The organism is Promicromonospora sukumoe, assembly GCF_014137995.1.
Lineage (GTDB): Bacteria > Actinomycetota > Actinomycetes > Actinomycetales > Cellulomonadaceae > Promicromonospora > Promicromonospora sukumoe.
The window spans coordinates 223,026-241,918 of sequence record NZ_JACGWV010000002.1 but is presented as its reverse complement, the minus strand read 5'-3'; the positions used below and the strand labels follow the sequence as shown (position 1 = coordinate 241,918).

The following is an 18,893-nucleotide window of genomic DNA, read 5'->3' as shown; positions in this document are numbered from 1 at the left end:
CCGGAGCGAAGGAGCTGCACATGAGGCCGAGGACGAAGGCGCTGGTCGCCGCAGGATCGGGCATCGCCGCCGGGCTGGCGGGCCTGGCGCTGACCACCCTGCCGGCGGGCGCGGACGACGACCCGGTGCTGCCCGCGATCGAGCCGGAGGCCCTGGTCGCCTCGGCGCTCGCGGCCGAGCCGCAGGCGTTCTCCGGCCAGGCCGAGGTGAGCAACGAGCTCGGGCTGCCCGCCCTGCCCGGCGTCGACGCGCTCGACTTCGAGTCGGCGCGCGTGTTCCACGACGGCCAGGAGAGCGCGCGGGTCCAGCTCGAGAAGCCGACGTCCGAGGTGACGTTCGTGAAGAACCCGGACGAGGCCTGGGCCTACGACTCCCAGGAGCGCGCGGCGCGGCACGTCACCTGGGACGACGCCGACGCCGCGGCCGCCCGCGAGCACGCCGAGGCCCAGCTCGCGGACCCCGCGCAGGCCGCGGCCCAGCTCATCGAGCAGCTCCGGCCCACCAGCGAGATCGTCGTGGACGGGACGGCGAGCGTCGCCGGCCGGGCCGCGTACGAGCTGGTGCTGACGCCCAAGCCGTCGGAGAAGACGCTGCTGCGCGAGGTCACCGTCGCGATCGACGAGCAGACCCGCATGCCGCTCGCGTTCGACGTGTACGCCAACGGCCGCACCGACCCCGTGCTGTCGCTCGGCTTCACCGAGCTCGACCTCGGCGCGCAGGACCCGACGCTGTTCGACTTCACGCCGCCGCAGGGCACGAAGGTCGAGACCACCGACGCGAGCGACGCGGCCGGGCACGGCGCCGGCAAGGACAGCGCCGGCAAGGACAAGGCGGCCGAGCGGATGGCCGAGCACAGCACGACGATGGTCGGCGACGGCTGGGACGCCGTGGTGATCGCCGACCTGCCCAGCGACCTGCCCGCCGACCTGCCGGCAGACATGCCCGCCGGGATGCCGGAGGGAGCGTTCGGCGGCGGGCAGGACCTGGCCGGGACGCTGGCTCAGATCGGGCAGCCGGTGTCCGGCGCGTTCGGCTCCGGGACCCACGTGGGGATCGCGGTCGGCGGCGCGATCGTGACCGACGACGGCCGGGTCGCCGCCGGCGCGGTGCCGCAGCAGGTGCTCGTCGACGCCCTGGACCAGCAGTGACGGCAGGCGCCGCCGAGCCGGCGCCGCCGGTCCCGGTCGGCGGCGCGGGCACCGCCCTGGCGGCCCGCACCCGCGGGCTGCGGAAGGTCTACCGCGGCACGGTCGCCGTGGACGGCGTCGACCTGGACGTGCCCGAGGGCGCGGTGGTCGGGATGCTGGGCCCCAACGGCTCCGGCAAGACGACGACGATCCGCATGCTCCTCGGGCTCGTGCAGCCGACGGCGGGCGAGATCGAGCTGCTCGGGGCGCCCGTGCCGGGTGCGATCGACCGGGTGCTGCCGCACGTCGGCGCACTCGTGGAGAGCCCGGGGTTCCACCCGTTCCTGTCGGGGCGCGAGAACCTGCTGCGGTTCGCGGCCGCGGAGCCGTTCCTGACCGGGCGGGGGTTGTCTGGGCGGGCGCTGGACGGCGCGGTGACGGCCGCGCTGGAGCGGGTCGGCCTCGCGGGCGCGGCCCGCAGGAAGTACCGCGCCTACTCGCTCGGCATGAAGCAGCGCCTGGGCCTCGCCTCGGCGCTGCTGGTGCCCCGGCGGCTGGTGGTGCTGGACGAGCCGACGAACGGCCTCGACCCGGCCGGCACGCAGGAGATCCGCCGGATCATCGCGGAGCTGCACGCCGGAGGCGTCACGGTGCTCGTGTCGTCGCACCTCCTGGCCGAGGTCGAGGCCACCTGCACCCACGTCGTCGTGCTGAACGAGGGTGTCGTGGTGGCACAGGGCGCCCTGGACGACCTCCTGGAGTCGGGCAGCCCGGCGCTGCTCGTCTCCACGGCCGACGGAGCCCGCGCCGTGGACGTGCTGCGCGACCGGCGGATCCCCGCCCGGCTCACCCCGGACGGCGTCCGCGTGGACCTGGCGACCACGCCGTCATCCGCCGTGATCGAGGTGCTGGTGGGCGCCGGCGTCGGCGTGGACGAGGCCCGTCGGGAGCGCACCGGGCTGGAGGAGGTCTTCGCGCGGCTCACCCACGACGCCACCGCTGGTACGCCGATCGACGCCCGGGCCGACGCCCGGGCCGACGTCAGAGCCGACACCACGCCCGACGTCGGGGACGGGGCCAGCGACACGTCGCACGACCAGGCCGGCGACGCCGGGGGCAGCACCCGGGACGGCGCCGGGGACCGCACCGGGACGGGGGCCGGACGATGACCGCCGTCGGCCCGGACACCCGGCCGCACGCGGACCTCGACCCGCACGGGACCCTGCCCGCCCGCCGGCGCGCGCCGCTGGGCCGCCTCCTGCGGTCCGAGCTGCGCTGGATCTTCCGGCGACCCCGCACCCTGGTGGTGCTCGCGCTGCTCGCCGCGCTCCCGGTGATCACCGGCATCGCCGTCGACCTGACCTTCGACGGCGCTGCGGCACCCGCCCCGACCGGCGGCCCCGGCCCGGGCGGGAGCGGCCCCGGCGAGGGGCCGCCCATCTTCGTCACCATGGCGAGCAGCGCCTTCGTGCTGCCGCTCGGCTCGCTGATGACGCTCCTGATCCTCCTGCTGCCGCTCACGGTGGCGATGGCGAGCGGGGACGCCCTGGCCGGCGAACAGTCCACCGGCGCGCTGCGCGGCTGGCTGCTGGCGCCCGTCGCCCGGGGCCGGCTGCTGCTCGTCAAGGCCGTGGGCGTGCTCGTCGTCGCACTGGCCGCCGCCACGCTGGTCGCCACGTCCGGGCTGGTCACCGGCCTCGTGCTGTCCGGGACCGACGGCCTGGTGTCGATGTCGGGCACCCGGCTCTCGGTCGCGGACGTGCTGCTCCGGCTCGCGATCGCCGTCGCCTGGGCCACGGTCTACCTGATGGCGGTCGGCGCGGTGGCGCTCGCGATCTCGGCGTCGACCGAGCACCCGATGCTCGTGGTGGTGAGCGTCCTGGGCGGCCTCATCGTGTCGGGCGTGCTGCTGCAGATCTCGGCGCTGGACTGGTTGCATCCGTACCTGCTGCCGACGTCGCTGACGAGCCTCGCCGACCTGATCCGTGACCCGCTGGCGTTGGACGGCCTCGCCGAGGGCGCGTTCCGGTCGCTGTGCTACCTCGTGATCGGCATGTCCCTGGCCTACGCCCGCCTCACCACCCGCGACGGCTGAGCCCCGCCCGCGACAAAGCGAGACGCCGTCGCGCCCCTTCCGTACGGAAGGGGCGCGACGGCGTCGGGCAGGGAGGTCAGCCGGAGCGGCTCAGGCCCCCACGTTGTCGTCGTAGTCCACGTCGCGCGTCTCGCGCTCCAGGATCAGCGCGACCAGCGTGATCACGGCCATCGCGGAGAGGTAGACGCCGACGAGCACGGGGGAGCCGTCGCCCTTGGCCCACAGCCACACGGCGATGAACGGGGCCACCGCGGCGCCCAGCACCGAGGACAGGTTGTACGCGATGCCGGAGCCCGTGTACCGCACGTTGGCGGGGAACAGCTCGGGCAGCACGGCCGCCATCGGGCCGAACGTGAGGCCCATGAGCGTGAAGCCGAGGATGAGCAGGGTCTGCACGCCGACGTCGCCCGCTGCGAACAACGGCACGAACAGCGCGCCGAACAGGATGATCGCGACCGTGACCCAGATGAGGTGCTTGCGGCGGCCGAACTTCTCCGCCAGCGGCCCGGACACCAGGGTGAAGACGCCGAAGAAAACGACGCCCACGATCAGCATCCAGAGGAAGTCGATCTTCTCGTAGCCGAGGCCTGCGGGGGAGCCGTCGGTGGGCGCGGTCGGGGCCACGCCGTAGTTCAGCGTGAACGTCGTCATCAGGTAGAACAGCACGTACGTGGCCAGCATGATGAACGTGCCGGAGACGATCTGCTTCCACGACGTGCGGAAGACGCGGGCCACGGGCACCTTGCTGACGGCCTCGGCCGCGAGCACCTTGCGGAACGCGGGGGTCTCCAGCAGCGAGAGCCGCACCCACAGGCCGACGATGACCAGGATCGCCGACGCGATGAACGGGATGCGCCAGCCCCACGCGGCGAACTGCTCGGGCGTGAGCGACGTCGACAGCGCGATGAACACCGTGTTGGCCAGGATGAAGCCGATGGGCGCGCCGAGCTGCGGGAACGTGCCGTAGATGGCGCGCTTGCCCTGGGGCGCGTTCTCGGTGGCGAGCAGCGCGGCACCGCTCCACTCGCCGCCCAGGCCGAGGCCCTGGCAGAACCGGCACAGCACCAGCACCGCGGGCGCGGCCAGGGCCCAGCCCGGCGTCGACGCCGCGGGGATGAGGCCGATCAGCACCGTCGCGATACCCATCGTGAGCAGCGACGCGACCAGCGTCGCCTTGCGGCCGATCCGGTCACCGAAGTGCCCGAACAGGACCGAGCCGACCGGCCGCGCCACGAAGGCGACGCCGAACACGGCGAACGACGACAGGAGCTGCGTGGTCGGGTCCTCGGCGTTCGGGAAGAACAGCGCGGGGAAGACCAGCGAGGCGGCGGTCGCGTAGATGTAGAAGTCGTAGAACTCGATGGACGTACCGATGAGGGAGGCCAGGACGACGCGGCCGCGGGGATTGCCGGCCGGCGCTGTGCTCTGCCCGCCGCCGGGGGTCCCGGCGGTCGGCGCTGCGGAGGTGCTCATGTCCGCGAGATTAGGCACGGTGTCCGCGATCCGGGAACCCCGTCTCGCGATACGGATGGGGTCTTGACGTAGGCTGCCGCAGTCGGCAAGCGCCGGTCATGCGCGGGCTCTGTGCGCGCGCGGCGTGTCGAACTGCGGCCTGGTGCGTCGCGAGTGAAGGTGTGGTGAACGGTGAATACTCCTGCCGGTCGCCGTGTTGGCACGACCGGCGGCGAGGGGCAGGATCGACCGGGCCCCCGGAGGCTCCGCCATCGGACATCCATCATCGGAACGAACGAGACGACGACGAGGATATGAACGATCTGCTGTATGTGAACGGCGGCAACCCGTTGAACGGGACCATCACCGTTCGAGGCGCAAAGAACTTCGTGTCGAAGTCCATGGTGGCTTCTCTGCTGGGGGAGACCCCGAGCGTGCTGCGGAACGTTCCGCAGATCCGTGACGTCAAGGTCGTCTCGGGGCTCCTGGACCTGCACGGCGTGAACGTCAAGTACGACACCGACGCCGGCATCCTGGACCTCGACCCGTCCAACGTCGAGTCCGCCCACGTGGCCGACATCGACGCGCACGCCGGGTCCAGCCGCATCCCGATCCTGTTCTGCGGGCCGCTGCTGCACCGCCTCGGCGAGGCGTTTATCCCTGACCTGGGCGGCTGCCGCATCGGCGACCGGCCCATCAACTACCACCTCGACATCCTGCGCCAGTTCGGCGCCGTCGTGGACAAGCGGCCCAACGGCATCCACCTGCGGGCGCCGCGCCGCCTGCAGGGCACCAAGATCTCCCTGCCGTACCCCTCGGTGGGCGCCACGGAGCAGACCCTGCTCACGGCGGTCCGCGCGGACGGCATCACCGAGCTCTCGGGCGCGGCGATCGAGCCCGAGATCATGGACCTCATCGCGGTGCTGCAGAAGATGGGCGCCATCATCTCGGTCGACACCGACCGCGTGATCCGCATCGAGGGCGTCGACCGCCTCGAGGGCTACACCCACACCGCGCTGAACGACCGGATCGAGACCGCGTCCTGGGCCTCCGCGGCCCTGGCCACGGGCGGCGACATCACCGTCAAGGGCGCCACGCAGCCCGAGATGATGACGTTCCTGAACACCTTCCGCAAGGTCGGTGGCCGGTTCGAGGTGCAGGACGACGGCATCCGCTTCTGGCACGCCGGCGGCGACCTGAAGTCCATCGTGCTGGAGACCGACGTGCACCCGGGCTTCATGACGGACTGGCAGCAGCCGCTCGTCGTGGCGCTCACGCAGGCCACCGGCCTGTCGATCGTGCACGAGACCGTCTACGAGAACCGGTTCGGCTTCACCGACGCCCTGCGCAAGATGGGCGCCACGATCCAGGTCTACAAGGAGTGCCTGGGCGGTCGCGACTGCCGGTTCGGCCAGCGCAACTTCCACCACTCCGCCGTCGTCTCCGGCCCGACGCCGCTGTCCGCGGCCGACATCGAGGTGCCGGACCTGCGCGGCGGGTTCTCCCACCTCATCGCGGCCCTGGCCGCCAAGGGGCAGTCGACGGTGCGCGGCATCGGCCTGATCGACCGCGGCTACGAGAACTTCCAGGACAAGCTGGAGGCCCTGGGCGCCGAGGTCGTCCGCGGCTGACCTTCTCCCGCACATGTCAGACGCTCAGGTCCCTCCGGGGACCTGAGCGTCTGACACGTCAGGGGCGGGGCAGGGGGCGGGGCAGGGCGCGGGCGGGGAACGGGGTTCGGCCGAGTATCCTTTCGGCCGTGTCCATCCCACGCCCCGAGTCGCGCATGTATCGCTTCGTCGCGTTCATCGTGCGGAACCTCATGTTCGCGCTGTGCAAGTACGAGTGGAAGGGCGGGGAGAACTTCCCCGAGAAGGGCGGCTTCATCGCCGCGGCCAACCACGTCACGGAGCTCGACGCGCTGACGCTCGCGCACTACCTGTTCGACAACGGCCGCGAGCCCCGCATCCTCGCCAAGCGTGGGCTGTTCGACTCGCCGCTGACGGGCTGGGCCCTGCGCGGCACCAAGATGATCCCGGTGGACCGGGACTCCACGAAGTCCGCCGAGTCGCTGAAGGACGCCGCCAACCAGCTCGGCGACGGCGCCTGCGTCGCGATCCTGCCGGAGGGCACCCTGACGCGGGACCCCGAGTACTGGCCCATGGAGGGCAAGACCGGCGTGGCCCGCATCGCGCTGACGACGCGCCTGCCGGTGCTGCCGGTCGCGCAGTGGGGCGTCACCGAGATCCTCGGCCGCTACAGCCGCGTGCTCAAGCCGATCCCGCGCAAGAAGGTGACCATCCGGACCGGCCCGCCCGTGGACCTGAGCGACCTGTACGACCGTCCGCAGGACACCGCCACGCTCCGCGAGGCGACGTCGCGCATCATGGATGCCATCACCGCCGAGCTGGAGCAGATCCGCGGCGAGAAGGCCCCCACGCCGCGCTTCGACCTGCGCAAGCACCCCGACTACGAGGCCAAGATGACGACCTACCCGCCGGTGGAGCGCCCATGAGCACGAACGAGTCGCAGAGCGCCGCGAACGAGACACAGCGCATGACCGAGACGCAGCACATGACGCAGCAGCCCAGGGTCGCCGTGCTCGGCGCGGGCTCGATGGGCACCACGTTCGCCATGGTCCTGGCCGACGCCGGCTGCGACGTGACCCTCTGGGGCCGCGACGCCGCCGTGCTCGACGCCGTCGAGACGACGCACCGCAACGAGAAGTACCTGCCGGGCGTGCAGCTGCCGCCGATGCACGGCACGACCGACCCGGCCGTCGCCCTGCGCGGCGCGTCGATCGTGGTCGTCTCCGTGCCGTCCCAGGTCGCGCGCGCCACGCTGGAGTCGATGAAGGACCTGGTGCACGAGCTGGCCGCGCCGGACGCCGTCGTCGTCTCCCTGATGAAGGGCGTCGAGCTCGGCACGGACAAGCGCATGAGCCAGGTCATGGCCGAGGTGCTGGACCTGCCGGACGAGCGCGTCGCCGTCGTCTCCGGGCCCAACCTGGCGCCGGAGATCGCGGCCCGCCAGCCGACGGCGACCGTGGTCGCCTCGCGCAGCGAGGCCACGGCGCAGCGTGTGGCCGCGGCCTGCTCGACGGGCTACTTCCGCCCGTACACGAACACCGACCTGGTGGGCGTGGAGCTGTGCGGCGCGGTGAAGAACATCATCGCCCTGGCGGCGGGCATGGCCCAGGGCCAGGGCCTCGGCTGGAACACCCTGGCGACGCTCATCACGCGCGGCCTGGTGGAGATCACGCGCCTGGGCCTCGCCCTGGGCGCCGACGCCGCGACGTTCTCCGGGCTGGCCGGCATGGGCGACCTGATGGCGACGTGCGCGTCTCCGCTGTCGCGCAACCACCGGCTCGGCAAGCACGTGGGCGAGGGGCTCACGCTCGCCGAGGCGATCAAGGCCACCGGCGGCACGGCCGAGGGCGTGAAGTCCTCGGAGTCGGTGCTGGAGCTGGCCCGCGCGCACGACGTCGAGATGCCGATCACGGCCGGCGTCGTCGAAGTGCTGGCCGGCACGCTGCCGCTGAGCGATCTCGCGGCGACGCTGCTGGCCCGGCCCCAGAAGTCCGAGGTCGCGGGCTGAGGCTCGCCTCCTGAAGAGCACTGCCTGAGCGCCGCCGCCCACGGGGCGGCGGCGCTCAGTGCCGCACGTCGACGACGACGCGCAGCGGGTCCTCCAGGAGGAACACCCGGAACGGGCGCTCGGCCTCGTCGACGCCGATGAACGCCGTGGTGTACCCCTCGAACCAGTAGCGGTACACGATCTCGTCGATCGACTCCGTGCCCGACGGCTCGATGCGGTCGCCCGAGAACTCGTCGACCCCGCTGTCCATGGGCGTCGCGGTGCCGGACAGCGACACCCGCAGGATCGCGTCGCCGTCGACGCGGACGGCGTCGCCGGAGCCGTCGTCGGACGCCTGGTCCACGTACTCGACGCGCCAGCCGGGCCTGCCGCTGCCGGTGCCGTCGAGGTCGAAGACCACGCGGTCGTAGCCGTCGTGCGCGCCGACTCGCACGTCCGTGACGGACAGGAACGTCTCGCCCTCGCCGGTGGGCTCCGCGGTGTCCGGGCTCGTGTCGGCCTCGAAGGCCGGGCCGCGCGCCGTCTCGGTCGCGGAGGCGCCGGGTTCGGGCTCGGCGCCGTCGTCGCCGGAGCCGTCACCACCGCCCTCGCCCGAACCGTCAGTGCCCGACGGCGACGACCCGCCCGGGTCGGAGGCGATCGGCGCGGGGCTCGACCCGCCCGGCCCTGGCTCGTCCGAGCTCTGCGGTGCGCTCGTGCACCCGGCGAGCAGCAGCGCCGCGCAGGCGGCGACCGTCAGGGCTGTGCGGTGTCCGGCTCGTCCCATGTTCCCAGCGTAGGGGCTGGTCCGCGGACGGGAGGGTGGCGGGAGCGTGACGGGACGGTCACGGACCGGCCCAGGAAAGATCCTGCGCAACCGGCCCTGCACTCTTGACATGTAATACATGTGACGTACTACATTTAACCTCGCGTCGTTCAACGGTGATGACGAAGTGATGGCGAAGAGGACGAGGGAGTCGCTCGATGAATCCGATCACGCGAAGAGATCTCCTGCGCACCACGGGCCTGTCGGCCGGGGCGTTCGCGCTCGCCGGGCAGGCCCCCGCGAGTACCGCGGCCGACGACGGCGGAGGCCCCGACGGGCCGGACGGCCCCGACACCAACCCGATGCGGCTCTGGTACACCGCCCCCGCGCAGGAGTGGCTCCAGGCGCTCGCGGTCGGCAACGGCCGGCTGGGCGCCATGGTGTTCGGCGGCGTGGCCGCCGAGAAGATCGTGCTCAACGAGGACACCGTGTGGGCCGGCGGCCCGCACGACTACGCCGACCCGCTCGGCCACGAGGCGCTGCCGGAGATCCGCCGGCTCATCGACGAGGAGCAGTGGCTCCAGGCCCAGCAGCTCGCCGAGGAGCGGTTCATGGGCCGCCCCACCGAGCAGATGCAGTACCAGCCGGTCGGGGACCTGCTGCTCAGCTTCTCGGGACCCGACTTTCCCGGGCTCACCGACGACCTCACGGACTATCGTCGCTCGCTCGACCTGACCACGGCGATCACCACCACGACGTTCGTGGCCGACGGCGTGCGCCACACCCGGGAGGTGTTCGCCAGCCACGCCCACCAGGTGATCGTCGTCCGGCTCACCGCGAGCGAGCGGGGCGCCGTCTCCTTCGACGCGGGGTACCAGTCGCTCCAGGAGACGTCGACGTACGCCTACGACACCCGCACGCTCGCCCTGGAGGGGCGCAGCGGGGAGGCCGAGGGCCTGGAGGGCCAGGTGCGGTTCGTCAGCCTGGTCCGCGCGCTGACCGAGGGCGGTAGCGTGACCTGCGCCGACGCCGGCCTGCGGGTGCGCGGCGCCGACGCCGTCACCCTGGTCGTCTCCATCGGCACGAGCCACCGGAACTACCTGGACGTCGGCGGGGACCACCTCGCCGCCGCCGTCGCGCCCCTGGAGCGGATGACGCCGGGCTACGGCGTGCTGCGGCGGGCGCACGTGCGCGACCACCAGGAGATGTTCGGGCGGGTCGACATCGACCTGGGCACCTCGGCGTCCGTCGACCTGCCCACCGACCAGCGGGTCGTCGCCTTCCGCGACGGCCAGGACCCGCAGCTCGCGGCCCTGTACTACCAGTTCGGCCGGTACCTGCTGATCGCCAGCTCCCGCACGCCGGGCCAGCCCGCCAACCTGCAGGGCCTGTGGAACGACCAGATGCTGCCGCCGTGGCAGTCCAAGTACACGCTGAACATCAACTGCCAGATGAACTACTGGCCCGCCGGGCCGTCGAACCTGGCCGAGTGCTGGCAGCCGCTGTTCGCGATGATCGAGGAGCTCGCCGAGTCGGGCGCCCGGACGGCGCAGAAGATGTGGGGCGCCAAGGGCTGGGTGGCGCACCACAACACCGACCTGTGGCGCGGGTCGGCGCCCGTGGACTTCGCGTACTACGGCGTCTGGCCCACCGGCGGGGCGTGGCTCTCCCTGCTCTTCTGGGAGCACTACGAGTACACCGGCGACCTGGACACGCTCCGTGAGTACTTCCCGGTGCTGCGCGGCGCCGTCGAGTTCTTCCTCGACACGCTCGTGCGGGACGCCGCCACCGGCTACCTGGTCACCAGCCCCTCGCACTCCCCGGAGATCAAGCACCACGAGATCGACGACGAGAGCGTGAGCATCTGCGCCGGGCCGACCATGGACATGCAGATCCTGCGGGACCTGTTCACGGCGTTCGACAAGGCGTCCGCGGTGCTCGGCCAGGACCGCTCCATGGCCGCCCGGGCGCTGGCCGTGCGCGACCAGCTCCCGCCGAACCAGATCGGCCACCTGGGCCAGCTCCAGGAGTGGCTGATCGACTGGGAGGAGGCCGCGACCGAGATCAGCCGGCACGTCTCGCACCTGTGGGGCGTGTTCCCCAGCGACCAGATCACCCCGCGCCGCACGCCCGAGCTCGCCGCGGCGGCCGACCGGTCGCTGGAGCTGCGCGGACCGGCGGTGACGGCGGGCTGGTCGCTCGCCTGGAAGATGAACATCCGCGCCCGCCTGCTCCAGCCGGACGGCGTCTACACCCACCTGCGCCAGCTCCTCTCGCCCGGCCGGACCGCGCCCAACCTGTTCGACTTGCACCCGCCGTTCCAGATCGACGGGAACTTCGGCGGGGTGTCGGCCCTGAACGAGACGCTCGTGCAGAGCCACTCGGGCGAGGTCTGGCTGCTGCCGTGCCTCCCGGAGGCCTTCCCGGCGGGCCGGGTCCGCGGGCTGCGCACCCGGGGCGCCTTCGAGCTGTCCCTCACCTGGCGCGACGGGCGCCTGGGCTCCGCCCGGGTCCGGTCGCTGGCCGGGAACACGATCCGGCTGCGCACCGACGGCCCGGTCCACGTCTCGGGCCCCGGCGGCCCCGTCGTCGTCGAGCGCCCCGAGGAAGGGCTCGCCGTCTTCGCGACGCGGCGCGGGGCCACGTACGTCGTCGAACCCGCCTGACCGGGACATACGGCCCGGCTGTCGGGCCGCCCGCCTGACCACCCGCAAGAACCCACACCCACGAAAGGACATCGATGTCCAGGAATTGGATCCGGAACAGCACCGTGGCGGTCGCCGCGGTGAGCCTGGTCGCCGCAGCGGGAAGCGGCGGGGTCGCGCTCGACCGGCTCGCCGACGCCGCGGCCGTGGCGACGTCCGCGAAGTGCCAGCAGCTCTACGTCTCGCCGTCGGGCGACGACCGGGGCAAGGGGACCGCCAAGGACCCGTTCAAGACGGTTGAGGGGGCCCGTGACCACATCCGCGAGAAGGGTCTGAACCGCGACTCGCGGCAGCGGTGCGACATCACGGTGAACCTGGCGGCGGGCGAGTATCCCGTCACGGAGACCATCGGCTTCACCGAGCAGGACTCGGGCGGCGGTGGGCACCAGGTCATCTACCGCAGCAGCGACGGTCCCGGCGCGGCGAACCTCGTCGGCGCCGAGGAGGTCACCGGCTGGGAGGAGTACCAGGACGGCATCTACAAGACCCAGTTCGACGCCGACAAGCAGTTCTACACGCTCTTCGAGGACGGCGAGCGGTCCGAGCTGGCGCGCTACCCCAACCGGACGTCGGAGGACACCCAGGCTCCGTACCTGTTCTCCGTCCTCGGCGAGCCGGAGAAGGAGGCCGTGCGGTCGTGGCTCTACTGGGCGGACGGCGACTGGGACCCGGCCTGGGACGACACCCCCGAGAACAACCCGCTCAAGGACGCCCAGGTCACCGTGTGGTCGGGCGGCTCCTGGAGCTGGTTCACCGACACGGTCCCGATCATCGGCCAGGACTACCGCAAGAACTTCGCCACGCTCAAGCACTGGACGCGCTACGCGATGGTGAACAGCCGGAGCGGTTCGCGCTACTACCTGCAGAACGCCATGGCGTTCCTCGACCAGCCGGGCGAGTACTACGTGGACCGGGAGGCCGGCGAGCTGTACTACATCCCGCGCGGTGACATCGACGACGTCACGATCATGCGGCCGACGGTCGCGAAGGTGGTCGACGTGAAGGGTGCCTCGCCCGAGGACCGGGCGCACGACATCACGTTCGACGGGATCGGCGTCCAGTACTCCGACTTCGTCGACTGGTACCGCGCGGGCTGGATCAGCGCGGGCGACTCCGGGGACGCGCACAAGTACCCGGAGTACGACCGGCAGATCGAGATGCCGCGCAACCGGTTCGGCGCGATCACGCTGGAGAACACGAGCGGCATCACGCTCACCGGGATGCACGTGCGCGACACGGGGTTCATGGGCGTCTACGCCCTGTTCGCCAACGACCACCTCACGGTCGAGGACTCGCTCCTGGAGAACCTCGGCGCCGACGGCATCAAGGTCGAGGGCGGCTGGCCGGGGGAGGGCGACCTCTCCCACGAGCACACGTTCCGCAACCTCTACATCCATCACGTCGGTGAGCTGGTGCCCGGTGACGCCTCGGGCATCGAGCTGATGAGCACCGGCAACAACACCGTGGAGCACGTCCACGTGCGCAACTCCGCGCGCTACGGCATCAGCCTCGAGTCCCGGCCGGAGGTGAAGGACGGTGAGCAGTACACCGACAACAACACCTTCCGGTACATCCGGATCGACGAGGCAGGGCTGGACTCGGGCGACATGGGCGCGTTCTACACGTACGGCGTCGCCAACCAGGAACCGCACCCGGTGAAGAACACCGTCGACCAGATGGTCATCGGCGACGTCCTCCCGGACCCGGCCGGCGCCATGCCGGACAGCGGCACCCGGGGAGTCCACATGGACGCGGGCGGCTGCGGCTTCTCGTTCAGCAACATCGAGGTGGGCGAGACGACCGACCAGTCGTACCAGTCGTACCAGTGCAACGAGGTGAGCAACGGGAACTGGGAGGCCGACTTCGACGCCTCGCAGATGGAGTACGACAAGATCGGCGTCACCGACGCCTTCCCGTACCCGGTCCCGGAGTCCTGACCGACCCTGTTCCGGCTCCCGCTGGTCGAGCCGATGTTCGCTGGTCGAGCTTGTCGAGACCTCGCCGGGTCTCGACAAGCTCGACCAGCGGGGGACGCTCGACCAGCGGGACGGTCAGGCCGCCCGGCGGAACGTGCGGCGGTAGGCCGACGGCGTCACGCCGAGCGCCGTCTGCACGTGCGCGCGCAGCGACTGCGCGGTGCCGAAGCCGCAGCGCCGGGCGACCTGCTCGACCGGCAGCACCGTGCTCTCCAGCAGCGTGCGGGCGTGCTCGACGCGCTGGCGGGTGAGCCACTGGGCGGGGCTCTCGCCGGTCTCGTCCCGGAACCGGCGCGTGAAGGTGCGCACCGACATCGCGGCATGCCGGGCCATGCCGGTCAGCGTCAGCGGCTCGTCCAGCCGGTCCAGCGCCCAGGCCCGGGTCGCGGCCGTGCCTGGGCCACGGCCCTGGGCGCCGGGCGCGCCGCCCGCCCCCGGGCCGACGCCGGGCCCCAGGGTGGGCCCCGCGACCACCGGGCGCCGGATGAACTGCGCCTGGCCGCCGTCCCGGTGCGGCGGCACCACGGTGCGGCGCGCGACGTCCTGCGCAATCGCCGTGCCGTGGTCGCGGCGCACGACGTGCAGGCACAGGTCGACGCCGGAGGCGACGCCGGCCGAGGTGAGCACGTCGCCGTCGTCGGTGTAGAGGACGTTCGGGTCGAGGTCCACACGCGGGTAGAGCTGCCGAAAGCGGCCGCTCTCCATCCAGTGCGTGGTGGCGGGCCGGCCGTCGAGCAGGCCCGCGGCGGCCAGCACGAACGCGCCCGTGCAGATGGACATGAGGCGGGCGCCGGGCCTGATCCGGGTCAGCGCCGCCGCGAGCTCGGGTTCGAGCACCGGGTCGCCGACGGCGGGGTCCGTCCCGTCCGGCCCGGAGGTGTGCGACGCCGGCACCACCACGGTGTCCGCCGTCTCCAGCACCTCGGGCCCGTGCTCCACCTGGACCAGCACGTCGGAGTCCGACCGCACGAGGCCCGGGCCGCCGGGCGTGCAGGTCACGACGTCGTACAGGGGCCGGAGCTCGGCGTCGCGCGCGATGCCGAAGATCCGGTGCGGGATGCCGAGCTCGAACGGGATGAAGCCGGGCCGGATCAGGACGGCGACGCGGTGCCTACGCGCGGTGTGCTGGGCCATGACCCGATCATACGGCCGGAACCTAACGTTGTGTGTCCTCCGGGCCACTGTTTCTGGCGGCCGCGCCCCAGCATGCTGATGCCGTGACCCAGACAGACGTCCCCGTGCCGGCGGGCCAGAACACACCGCAGGGCCCCGGCCAGACCGCGCCGGGCCGGACGCCCCGCATCCACCCCGCCTGGTGGGTGGCCCTCGTCAGCTTCGTGACCGTCATGTGCGCCGCGGCGTTCACCGCCGCGCCCGGCCTGTTCGTGGACCCGCTGAACGCGGAGCTCGGCTGGTCGCGCGCCACGATCGGCTTCGCCGTCGGCCTGCAGTCCGTGCTCTACGGGCTGACGGCGCCGTTCGCCGCCTCCCTGATGGACCGGTTCGGCATGCGGCCCGTGGTCACCGTCGCGCTCGTCGTGATCACCGGCGGCGCCCTGTCGACCGTCTGGATGTCCGAGCCGTGGCAGTTCGTGCTCGGCTGGGGGCTCCTGGTCGGCGTGGGCAGCGGAAGCATGGCGCTCGCGTTCACCGCCACCGTGACGGGGCGCTGGTTCGTGGCGCGGCGCGGCCTGGTCAGCGGCGTGCTCACGGCGGCCACGGCGTCGGGCCAGCTCGTGTTCCTGCCGCTGCTCGCGTGGATCGTGGAGAACCAGGGCTGGCGCCCGGCGTCGGTCACCGTGGCCATCGCCTCGCTCGTGGCGATCCCGCTCGTGCTGTTCCTGCTCCGTGACCACCCCGCAGATATGGGGCTGGCGCCCTACGGCGGCACGTACGCGCCCAAGCCCGCCCCCACACGCGGCGCGGCCCGCCGGGCCGTCACCGCCCTGTTCGACGCCGCCCGCACGGGTCCGTTCTGGCTGCTGGCCGGCGCCTTCGCGATCTGCGGCGCGACGACGAACGGGCTGGTCCGCACGCACTTCGTGCCCGGCGCCCACGACCACGGCATGCCCATCACGGTCGCCGCGAGCCTGCTCGCCGTGATCGGCGTCGTGGACGTGATCGGCACCATCGGGTCCGGCTGGCTGACCGACCGGTACTCGCCGCGCGTGCTGCTGGGCGTCTACTACACGCTGCGCGGCGTGGCCCTGCTGTTCCTGCCCTCCCTGATGGCTCCGAACGTCGAGATGCCGATGGTGTTCTTCATCGTGTTCTACGGGCTGGACTGGGTGGCGACCGTGCCGCCGACGCTCGCCCTGTGCCGGGAGTTCTACGGCGAGGACGCGCCCATCGTGTTCGGCTGGGTGCTCGCGTCGCACCAGGTCGGCGCGGGGGTGGTCGCGTTCGCGGGCGGCCTGGTGCGCGACATGACCGGCTCGTACGACGCGGTCTGGTACGGCGCCGGCGCCCTGTGCGCGGGGGCGGCGCTCATGTCGCTGCTGATCCGCCGGGTCCGCCAGCCCACCCCGGACGTGTCAGACGCGTAGGTCACCCGGGGGACCTGTGGGTCTGACACGTCGCCCGGGTCTGACAGGTCGCCCGGGGTTGACATGTCGCCCTGGTCTGACAGGTCGTCCTGCGGACGGGCGGGGCGCCCGCCGCGGGGCGGTCGTATTCTCCCGAGCATGAGCACCACCCCTGAGGACACCGCCACGCAGCGCGACGCGCACCCCGCTGCGCACCCCGCCGGGCTCGCCCCCGCCACCCTCGTCGTCGCCGCCGGACGCCCGGCGCGCGAGCAGGGCGGGCACATCAACCCGTCCGTGCCGCTGAACTCGACGTACGTGTCGCGCGGCGTGGTCACCTCCGGCGAGCTCTCGTACGCGCGCGGCGACAACGATGCCTGGCACCCGTTCGAGTCGGCGCTGGCCGCGCTGGAGGCCGGCACGGGGGAGCCCGGCGAGGGCATCGTGTTCGGCTCGGGCATGGCGGCGATCGCGGCCGTCTTCTCCCTGGTGCCCGACGGCGGCACGCTCGTGCTGCCGCGGCACGCCTACCAGGCGGGCATGGTGCTGGCCCGGCAGATCTCGGAGCGGCACGGCGTGACCCTGCGGTACGTGGACATCGCGGACACGGACGCCGTGGTCGCCGCGCTCGCCGGTGCCGACCTGTTCCTGGCCGAGTCGCCCACCAACCCGATGCTGGAGGTCGCCGACCTGCCCGCCGTGCTCGGCGCCGCCCGGGCCGCCGGGGTGCGCTCGGTCGTGGACAACACGTTCGCGACGCCGCTGGGCCAGAACCCGCTGGAGCAGGGCGCCGACATCGTGCTGCACTCCGTGACCAAGTACCTGGCGGGGCACTCCGACGTCGTGCTCGGCGCGCTCGTGACGCGGGACGCGGGGCTGGCCGCCACCCTGCGCGAGCACCGCACGCTGCACGGCGCGATCGCCGGCCCGTTCGAGGTGTGGCTCGCGCTGCGCGGCCTGCGCACCCTCGCCCTGCGCTTCGAGCGCGCCCAGGCGACGGCGGCCGAGCTCGCCCGCCGGCTCGCGGAGCACCCGGACGTCGCCGAGGTGCGGCACCCCTCGCTGCCCGGCGACCCGGGGCACGAGCGCGCGAAGGCGCAGATGAACGGGTTCGGCGCGATCCTCGGCGTCCGGCCCGCGTCGCGCTCCGGCGTCGGCCCGGTCGAGCGGGCCGACGCCGTCGTGGACGCCGTCGGCCTGTGGCTGCCCGCCACCTCGCTCGGTGGCGTGGAGTCGATGCTGGAGCGCCGCCGCCGGTGGGGAACCGAGGCGCACACCGTGCCCGAGGACCTGCTGCGCCTGTCGGTCGGCATCGAGGACGTCGAGGACCTCTGGCGCGACCTGGACGCGGCGCTCCGCGCCTGACCGCTGCTCCCGGCTGATCGGCAAGACGTCAGGCGGTCGGCAGAATGTCAGGTGATCGGCAACTCGGGCTGCCGATCACCTGACGTTCTGCCGACCACCCGTTTTGCCGACCATCCGCACGCGCCCCGCTAGTCCAGCGGGCCCAGCAGCGACTGGGCGACCGTCGAGTGGGCGGCGTCGTCGCTGGAAGGGTGGAAGATGCCCGCGAGCACGTCCCGGTAGAGCCGGCCCAGCTCGGAGCCGTTGAAGTAGGTCGAGCCGCCGGAGACCCGCACCGCCTGGTCCACGATCTCGCGCGCCGCGTCGGTGACCCGCACCTTGAGCCCGGCGGTGGCGCGGAACCAGCCCGCGCCGCGGTCCAGCGTGGGGTCCGCCGCCGACGCGTCGAGGTCCCGGGTGATCCCGTCGACCTGGAGCCACACGCTGTCCAGCGCCAGCGCCATGTCGGCGATCCGGCGCCGGACGTCGGGGTCCTGGGCGTACGCCTTGCCCGTCTTCATGGACGTGCGCTTGTTCGCGGCCTCGACCGCGAGCTCCAGCGCCCGGTCCGCGATGCCCGCGTACACCGACGACAGCAGCACCTCGAACGACGTGAAGATGCCCACCACGTACGGGTCCAGCGAGGGGCCGGGCGGCAGCAGGCGCAGCACGCGGTCGGCGGGCGCGTGGGCGCCGTCGAGCACCGTGGACCGCGACTGGGAGGCGCGCATGCCGAGCGTGTCCCAGTCGTCGAGGATCTCGAACCCGCCGCCCTCGCGGGTGATGAAGGCGTGCACCAGGCGCGCCGAGCCGTTGCGGCCGCGCAGCATGCCGGTCTTCTCCAGGCCGAGCACGCCGAGCCGCGTCCAGGCGGGGGAGTTGGAGGTGAAGATCTTGCGGCCGTGGAACGTGTAGCCGCCCGAGCCGTCGGGCCGCGCCTCCGTGCGGGAGCCGAGCAGCACCAGGTCGTTGCCCGGCTCCGAGTAGCCGAACCCGAACACCTCGCCCGACGCCGCCTCCCGCAGCAGCCAGTCCAGCGACGAGTCGCCGCGCTCATGCAGGTAGCGACCGACGCCGACCCAGACGTGGTGCATGTTCACGGCCAGCGCCGTCGCCGGGGCGTGCGCGGCCAGCCGCGCCTGCAGGCGGGCGGTCTGGTGCAGCGTGAGGCCCGCGCCGCCGAGCTCCGTGGGGACCATCGCGCCCAGGTATCCGGCCGCCTGGAGGTCCGCCAGGTCCTCGGCGAAGAACGCGTTGTCCCGGTCGTAGTCGGCCGCGCGTTCGCGGACGTCGGCAAGCAGCTCGTCGGACAAGAGGTCGGTCACCT

General features: G+C 72.6%; 14 protein-coding genes. 10 read left to right on the top strand and 4 right to left on the bottom strand.

Features of this window, described 5'->3' with window-relative positions; all coding sequences use genetic code 11:
- Positions 1-20: 20 nt before the first annotated feature.
- From FHX71_RS18305 to FHX71_RS18295, 3 genes are read left to right on the top strand one after another with little or no spacing between them, the layout of a single operon-like run.
- The gene (locus FHX71_RS18305; RefSeq protein ID WP_182618951.1) at positions 21-1,148 is read left to right on the top strand and encodes a LolA family protein; all 1,128 of its coding nucleotides are present in this window, start codon (positions 21-23) and stop codon (positions 1,146-1,148) included.
- Positions 1,145-2,296: an ABC transporter ATP-binding protein gene (locus FHX71_RS18300; protein WP_312877110.1), complete on the top strand. Its 1,152-nt coding sequence runs from the start codon at positions 1,145-1,147 to the stop codon at positions 2,294-2,296. Before FHX71_RS18305 ends, FHX71_RS18300 begins: the two co-directional genes overlap by 4 nt.
- Positions 2,293-3,222 carry an ABC transporter permease subunit gene (locus FHX71_RS18295; protein ID WP_220490191.1) on the top strand — a complete coding sequence of 310 codons (930 nt, stop codon included), beginning with the start codon at positions 2,293-2,295 and terminating at the stop codon, positions 3,220-3,222. The genes FHX71_RS18300 and FHX71_RS18295 overlap by 4 nt, the downstream gene beginning before the upstream one ends.
- Before the next feature lie 90 nt (positions 3,223-3,312).
- Here the strand turns inward: FHX71_RS18295 and FHX71_RS18290 are convergent, their stop codons facing one another.
- The gene (locus tag FHX71_RS18290; protein ID WP_182618950.1) at positions 3,313-4,695 is read right to left on the bottom strand and encodes an MFS transporter; all 1,383 of its coding nucleotides are present in this window, start codon (positions 4,693-4,695) and stop codon (positions 3,313-3,315) included.
- 293 nt (positions 4,696-4,988) lie between these two features.
- Here FHX71_RS18290 and murA point away from each other — a divergent pair, with 293 nt between their 5' ends.
- The 3 genes from murA to FHX71_RS18275 all read left to right on the top strand — a co-directional run bounded on the left by murA (position 4,989) and on the right by FHX71_RS18275 (position 8,271).
- Positions 4,989-6,305 (top strand): UDP-N-acetylglucosamine 1-carboxyvinyltransferase, encoded by a 1,317-nt coding sequence (gene murA, locus FHX71_RS18285; RefSeq protein ID WP_020013735.1) that lies wholly within the window; start codon positions 4,989-4,991, stop codon positions 6,303-6,305.
- Between the two features lie 128 nt (positions 6,306-6,433).
- Positions 6,434-7,189 (top strand): lysophospholipid acyltransferase family protein, encoded by a 756-nt coding sequence (locus FHX71_RS18280; RefSeq protein WP_312877109.1) that lies wholly within the window; start codon positions 6,434-6,436, stop codon positions 7,187-7,189.
- 59 nt (positions 7,190-7,248) lie between these two features.
- Entirely contained in the window at positions 7,249-8,271 is a 1,023-nt protein-coding gene (locus FHX71_RS18275; protein ID WP_182619939.1) for an NAD(P)H-dependent glycerol-3-phosphate dehydrogenase, read from the top strand.
- A gap of 55 nt (positions 8,272-8,326) precedes the next feature.
- On the opposite strand, the gene FHX71_RS18270 is transcribed toward FHX71_RS18275, so the two are convergent.
- Positions 8,327-9,037, bottom strand: a complete 711-nt coding sequence (locus tag FHX71_RS18270) for an AMIN-like domain-containing (lipo)protein (protein WP_182618949.1) — start codon at positions 9,035-9,037, stop codon at positions 8,327-8,329.
- 197 nt (positions 9,038-9,234) lie between these two features.
- Between FHX71_RS18270 and FHX71_RS18265 the strand changes: the two genes are divergently transcribed.
- Positions 9,235-11,682: a glycoside hydrolase family 95 protein gene (locus tag FHX71_RS18265; RefSeq protein ID WP_182618948.1), complete on the top strand. Its 2,448-nt coding sequence runs from the start codon at positions 9,235-9,237 to the stop codon at positions 11,680-11,682.
- A 74-nt stretch (positions 11,683-11,756) separates the two neighbouring features.
- Positions 11,757-13,658: a right-handed parallel beta-helix repeat-containing protein gene (locus tag FHX71_RS18260; protein ID WP_220490190.1), complete on the top strand. Its 1,902-nt coding sequence runs from the start codon at positions 11,757-11,759 to the stop codon at positions 13,656-13,658.
- A 114-nt stretch (positions 13,659-13,772) separates the two neighbouring features.
- Here FHX71_RS18260 and FHX71_RS18255 read toward each other — a convergent pair whose 3' ends face one another.
- The gene (locus FHX71_RS18255) at positions 13,773-14,831 is read right to left on the bottom strand and encodes a GlxA family transcriptional regulator (RefSeq protein ID WP_182618947.1); all 1,059 of its coding nucleotides are present in this window, start codon (positions 14,829-14,831) and stop codon (positions 13,773-13,775) included.
- An 83-nt stretch (positions 14,832-14,914) separates the two neighbouring features.
- On the opposite strand from FHX71_RS18255, the gene FHX71_RS18250 reads away from it, so the two are divergent.
- Both FHX71_RS18250 and FHX71_RS18245 read left to right on the top strand, forming a co-directional pair.
- Positions 14,915-16,243, top strand: coding sequence for an MFS transporter (locus FHX71_RS18250; RefSeq protein WP_376770145.1), 1,329 nt, complete (start codon positions 14,915-14,917; stop codon positions 16,241-16,243).
- A gap of 138 nt (positions 16,244-16,381) precedes the next feature.
- Positions 16,382-17,587, top strand: coding sequence for a trans-sulfuration enzyme family protein (locus FHX71_RS18245; RefSeq protein ID WP_182618946.1), 1,206 nt, complete (start codon positions 16,382-16,384; stop codon positions 17,585-17,587).
- Positions 17,588-17,715: 128 nt separating this feature from the next.
- Here FHX71_RS18245 and FHX71_RS18240 read toward each other — a convergent pair whose 3' ends face one another.
- Positions 17,716-18,891, bottom strand: a complete 1,176-nt coding sequence (locus FHX71_RS18240; protein WP_182618945.1) for an acyl-CoA dehydrogenase family protein — start codon at positions 18,889-18,891, stop codon at positions 17,716-17,718.
- Positions 18,892-18,893: the final 2 nt, after the last annotated feature.

What these genes read in the sequence shown, in the direction of transcription:
- FHX71_RS18295 (WP_220490191.1), top strand. Translation starts at nt 2,293, where the DNA reads ATGACCGCCGTCGGCCCGGACACCCGGCCGCACGCGGACCTCGACCCG.
- FHX71_RS18270 (WP_182618949.1), bottom strand. Translation starts at nt 9,037, where the DNA reads ATGGGACGAGCCGGACACCGCACAGCCCTGACGGTCGCCGCCTGCGCG.
- FHX71_RS18290 (WP_182618950.1), bottom strand. Translation starts at nt 4,695, where the DNA reads ATGAGCACCTCCGCAGCGCCGACCGCCGGGACCCCCGGCGGCGGGCAG.
- FHX71_RS18260 (WP_220490190.1), top strand. Translation starts at nt 11,757, where the DNA reads ATGTCCAGGAATTGGATCCGGAACAGCACCGTGGCGGTCGCCGCGGTG.
- FHX71_RS18255 (WP_182618947.1), bottom strand. Translation starts at nt 14,831, where the DNA reads ATGGCCCAGCACACCGCGCGTAGGCACCGCGTCGCCGTCCTGATCCGG.
- FHX71_RS18275 (WP_182619939.1), top strand. Translation starts at nt 7,249, where the DNA reads ATGACGCAGCAGCCCAGGGTCGCCGTGCTCGGCGCGGGCTCGATGGGC.
- murA (WP_020013735.1), top strand. Translation starts at nt 4,989, where the DNA reads ATGAACGATCTGCTGTATGTGAACGGCGGCAACCCGTTGAACGGGACC.
- FHX71_RS18245 (WP_182618946.1), top strand. Translation starts at nt 16,382, where the DNA reads ATGAGCACCACCCCTGAGGACACCGCCACGCAGCGCGACGCGCACCCC.
- FHX71_RS18305 (WP_182618951.1), top strand. Translation starts at nt 21, where the DNA reads ATGAGGCCGAGGACGAAGGCGCTGGTCGCCGCAGGATCGGGCATCGCC.
- FHX71_RS18265 (WP_182618948.1), top strand. Translation starts at nt 9,235, where the DNA reads ATGAATCCGATCACGCGAAGAGATCTCCTGCGCACCACGGGCCTGTCG.